Annotated in this window: 6 protein-coding genes; 5 read left to right on the top strand and 1 reads right to left on the bottom strand. The window is 64.7% G+C overall.

Annotated features, from left to right (window positions below; translation table 11 throughout):
- Positions 1-1558: bifunctional serine/threonine-protein kinase/formylglycine-generating enzyme family protein (locus tag VEK15_12825; GenBank protein ID HXV61573.1), on the bottom strand; the 1558-nt coding region annotated here is incomplete at its 3' end.
- 493 nt (positions 1559-2051) lie between these two features.
- Between VEK15_12825 and VEK15_12820 the strand changes: the two genes are divergently transcribed.
- The 5 genes from VEK15_12820 to VEK15_12800 all read left to right on the top strand — a co-directional run.
- On the top strand, positions 2052-2402 hold the full coding sequence (locus VEK15_12820; protein HXV61572.1) for an Mth938-like domain-containing protein: 351 nt from the start codon (positions 2052-2054) through the stop codon (positions 2400-2402).
- A 16-nt stretch (positions 2403-2418) separates the two neighbouring features.
- Positions 2419-2913 (top strand): hypothetical protein, encoded by a 495-nt coding sequence (locus VEK15_12815; protein HXV61571.1) that lies wholly within the window; start codon positions 2419-2421, stop codon positions 2911-2913.
- A 4-nt stretch (positions 2914-2917) separates the two neighbouring features.
- Positions 2918-3145, top strand: coding sequence for a hypothetical protein (locus tag VEK15_12810; protein ID HXV61570.1), 228 nt, complete (start codon positions 2918-2920; stop codon positions 3143-3145).
- Positions 3142-3573 carry a type II toxin-antitoxin system VapC family toxin gene (locus VEK15_12805; GenBank protein ID HXV61569.1) on the top strand — a complete coding sequence of 144 codons (432 nt, stop codon included), beginning with the start codon at positions 3142-3144 and terminating at the stop codon, positions 3571-3573. Before VEK15_12810 ends, VEK15_12805 begins: the two co-directional genes overlap by 4 nt.
- Positions 3574-3978: 405 nt before the next feature.
- Positions 3979-4329 (top strand): hypothetical protein (locus VEK15_12800; GenBank protein HXV61568.1); only part of this gene is annotated, 351 nt, incomplete at its 3' end.

Genomic DNA, 4329 nt, shown 5'->3' with positions numbered 1-4329 from the left:
CCCAGGAGAGCTCCCGGCCGCCTTCGACGAAGGGATGCTTCCAGTACTCGCGCTTGCGGTACCCGCCATCATCGACGAATTCTTTGAACTCTTTGTTGGTGACCTCGTGCTTGTCGAGCCAGTAGTCCTCGAGCTCGACGGCGGGAGCGGGGCCATACTCGTACGGTCCACCCGGCACTCGAACCATGCCCGGCGGGGTGGAGCCGAGCGGCGCGAGCTGGAACTGCGCCACCGAAGTGGTCCAAACTGAGAACGCCACTTCCACCGCGTCGAAACCCTCTTTCGAGATGCGCCAACGGAGATAGGCTTTCGGAACCTCTGTTCCCTCGATAGGAGAAGATCCCACGGACTCCCAGGGGGAGTCCTCGGTTGCCGAGTAATCTCTCCACTCAACGACGGCCCCGGGAGGAGTCGTTCGGATGGTGATGGGCGCGGCCACGTCGCGCCAGAGCTGCTGAAGCCCACGATCCTCGGGGAGAACGCGGTGAGCCTCGCGGGCGAGGCGAAAGCCCTCCACGCGGGGTCCGGCTTGCACCAGCTGGGCAATCTCGGGAAGCGCCACGTTGCGGGCCCAGCGGGCGCGGTGACTCCGAATGCCGAACCACGCCGCTGCGGCAATCGCGAGGGCGAGGACCAACGACACCGGCACGGCGACGCGCGGCTGAAACAGGGCTCGTCGAAAGCCCGTGGAGCGACCCAGAAGCTCCGCCTGAGATCCCTCCAGATCCTCGCGCAAGTCGGCCGCAGAGGCATATCGCGCATCCCGGTTCTTCTCGAGACAGCGGTTCACGATTGCCTCGAGACGGCGGGGAACTTCGTGGCGCACCTTGCGGACCCGCACCGGCGTCTCCCGCAGGATGGCCGACATCGTCGAGAGGGCGGAGTCGCCCGAAAACGCTCGCTGCCCGGTGAGCAACTCATAGAGCACGACGCCGAAGCTAAAGATGTCGGAGCGCGTATCCAGTGGCCTGCCTTCCACCTGCTCGGGCGACATGTACGAGACCGTCCCGACCACCACGCCCTTTCGCGTAAGGCCGAGATCGTCCGATTGCTCGGCGGCGGTCGCCGCTTCGCTGTCGACGTCGCGCGGGGCGACCAGGTGCTTCGCCAGGCCGAAGTCGAAGACTTTCACGTGTCCATCCGGCGTGACCATGACGTTTGCCGGCTTCAGATCGCGGTGGATGATGCCCTTCTGGTGCGAGGCGCGCAGCGCATCGACAATCTGGATGGCGTATTCGAGCGCCTTCGCGACGGGACAAGGCGACGCGAGCCGCGTGCCATCGATGTACTCCATCACCAGGAAATCGACGTCACCTTCGCGGCCGATGTCGTGCAGGGCGCAGATGTTCGGGTGATCCAGACCCGCGATGGTCTTGGCCTCGCGCGCAAACCGCGCCCGGCGTTCTGGGTCGGCGGTGAGGTGCCCGGGCAGCACCTTGATGGCAACGCTGCGATCGAGGCGCGTGTCCTTTGCCTTGTAGACCTCACCCATTCCGCCCGCCCCGATGGCAGCCTCGATCTCATATGGCCCGAGCCGAGTGCCGGGCGACAGGGTCATGACACCAGGTCGGGATGCGACAGCGTCGAGCGGTCACCGCAGTGGTGCGTGTGCAGACGCAGGGCGACGACCGTCCGAGCGATCATGACACGCGGGAGGCCTTCACACCGGACGCGAACCGATACGGATGGGAGATTGTATCTCGCGGACAAGGGGCTCACGAGCATGAATTTTAGCGGTTCAGTGGTTGGAAAGGGAATCGCGCCGGGCGTGTGAATACGGGTCGGAGGGCGTCGACGGGCCAAAATGGCGGCCCGCGTTGTGTATGGCGATCGAGCGGCTACAAGGAGAGCATGAGCGCGCTCGTTCACGTCTCCGGCATCGCGTCATCTCTCGCTTGGCTGCATTCCGCGCCCAGCGCAATCACGGGAGCGCCAAGCTCTCGCTCGCGCCCGGAGAGCTCGCATCGTGAGGAGTGTCGCGGCGGCGCTCAATCCGATCGGGTTCCTCGCGCACGACCATCGGACTGCTTTCGCAACCATGATCCCCGGTCATCACTCGTCTCGCCTGGGGGCGCATGGACGTGCGAGGGGTCGCAAGCGGCAAAGACTTCAAGCTCTACCCCGGCGGAGGCAGGGAGTGGGACTGGCGCGAAACCGGCACCGCGCACTCCCCGGGAATTCAACCGGCGGACGTCGAAGAGCTTCTCGAGCACGGAGTCGACGTCGTCGTTCTGTCCCGCGGCATGCTGAGGCGTCTGAAGGTATGTCCGGAGACGCTCCTGCTCCTCGAAGAGAGGGGTGTTCGAGTTCATGTCGACGAGACCCGAAAGGCGGTCGAGCGCTACAACGAGCTCGCTTCGAGCGGCAATGCCGTCGGCGGGCTCTTCCATTCCACCTGCTGAGAAACGGAGGTTTGAAATGTGGAGTCGACGCAGCTTTCTTCGGATGACCGGCGCGTTCGGTGCGACGTCGCTCGCGGCGCGGGCTCTCGGACTCCAGGAAGTCGCGATTGCCTCGGCCTCGGTCGCCGACCGCTCCGCCGACGAGGTAGACGCGGGCGATGTTGGGGTGATTGAGCGAGGCGAGGAGCTCCGCCTCGCGCTCGAAGCGGGCGAGGCGCTCTCGGTCCTCGGCGAGCGTCGCAGGGAGCACCTTGATCGCCACTTCGAGGCCGAGCCATGGGGATGGTTGAGAGTGGAGATCGCTTTCGCTTCCCGCTCGAAGCGCCGGGAGGAGTCCCGCGGCGACCGGCTTCTCGCCCTCGGGCGACTCTTCCTCCGGGAGCCATCCGGGGAGAAGCCGGATCGGAACCAGGATTTCAATCCGTGGATCTTTCGTCTAGCACCGGCCAACACTTCCACAGGACGATCGTGGGGCAGGGGTTGCCCGACCGGACTCCGCGGTGTATGGTGAGTGTATGGCACGACTCATTTCGACCACGGTTCGTTTGGACGAAGAAGACGTGCGCGCGCTCAAGAAAGCGCGCGCGGACGGCCACTCCGCCTCCGAGCTGGTTCGGAAGGGCCTTCGTATCGTTGCGTCACGGTACTACAAAGGCCGGCGCCCGCCCTCCACGCGACTCTTCGAGTCAACGGACGCGAAACTAGGGGATGAGAGCGAGCTCTTCCGAGACCTGGAAGGTTGAGCCCACCGATCATCGCGGACACCGGTGGGCTGCTTCGCGCCCTGGCCCGGGGGCCCGACGGCCGACCGAGCTTCCCTGAATATGAACGAGCCCTCGTCGACGCTAGGCTCGTTCTGGTCCCCGCCCTGGTGCTCGCCGAGGTCGACTACTTCCTGCGAGGCGAGCGGCCTTCGATGCAAAAGCTTGTCGGTGAAATCTTCGACCCGAAGACCCGCTACGAGTACGTCCCGGCGCTTCCCACCGATCTTGTTCGCGCGCTCGAGCTCGATGCCAAGTTCAAAGAGCTCGGCCTCGGCCTCGTGGATGGCACAGTAGCCGCGCTGGCCGAGCGGCGCAACGTCTATCGCGTGCTCACCACGGATCGTCGCGATTTCGGCGCGATCCGTGTGGGGCCACGCCTCTCGAAGAAGCTGGTGCTGCTGCCGTAGCGCGTGCTGTTTCGTCTGACCGGAATGGGTCAGTAACGGTTCTCGCGGCGCCACTTTCTGACGGACTCCGCGGGGTCGCTCTCCGGGTCGAGCTCGAGGAACTTCCGGAAGCTGATCAGGCGCCTGTTTTTCTCTCAGGAGGAGGACGGCCAGGTTGTAGTGGGCCTCGCTGAGCGAGGGGTCGAGCTTTAAGCTCCCCACCTGTATCGCCGGCCCGGAGGCGGAGATCCCGGAGCCGAGGCGGCATTTGCTCTTCTACTACGGACACTACGCAAACGTCGTTCGCGGACGACGCAAGATTTCTCAACCCGCCGAGCAGACTCCTTCCCCCAATAACGAGAAACTAGAACACGAGCCGACCCTGAGCCCCGCTCGAAAGCAGGCGCTGCGGCGGCGCTGGGCCGATTGATTCGACGCGTTTTCGAGCTCGACCCCCTTCTGTGTCCTTGCGGCGGCTCTTTCCGCGTCGTCGCTTTCATCACCGAGCCGCGCATCGTGCGCAAGATCCTCGACCATCTCAATGCGAACGCCAACCGCGAACGGGCTCCTCCAACTCCATCGATCTCACACGAGCCCTTCCCCGTCCCTTCGACGATATCCCTCTGCTCCGCTGCCCCTCTCGACTCATCGACCCTCCTTCACCTCGTGTGCGTTTCCATGCTCGAGCGCCGCACTCCTTCTCCTACGCCCTTTTCCCCGACCGCCGGCACTTCATTTCCCGACCATACTCGACTGCCTTCGGTCGAAGTTCCTATA

The organism is Vicinamibacteria bacterium, assembly GCA_035620555.1.
Taxonomy (GTDB): Bacteria; Acidobacteriota; Vicinamibacteria; order Marinacidobacterales; family SMYC01; genus DASPGQ01.
The sequence above is the reverse complement of the archived record's forward strand: the minus strand, read 5'-3'. Positions and strand labels throughout refer to the sequence as shown.

What these genes read in the sequence shown, in the direction of transcription:
- VEK15_12815 (HXV61571.1), top strand. Translation starts at nt 2,419, where the DNA reads ATGTGGAGTCGACGCAGCTTTCTTCGGATGACCGGCGCGTTCGGTGCG.
- VEK15_12810 (HXV61570.1), top strand. Translation starts at nt 2,918, where the DNA reads ATGGCACGACTCATTTCGACCACGGTTCGTTTGGACGAAGAAGACGTG.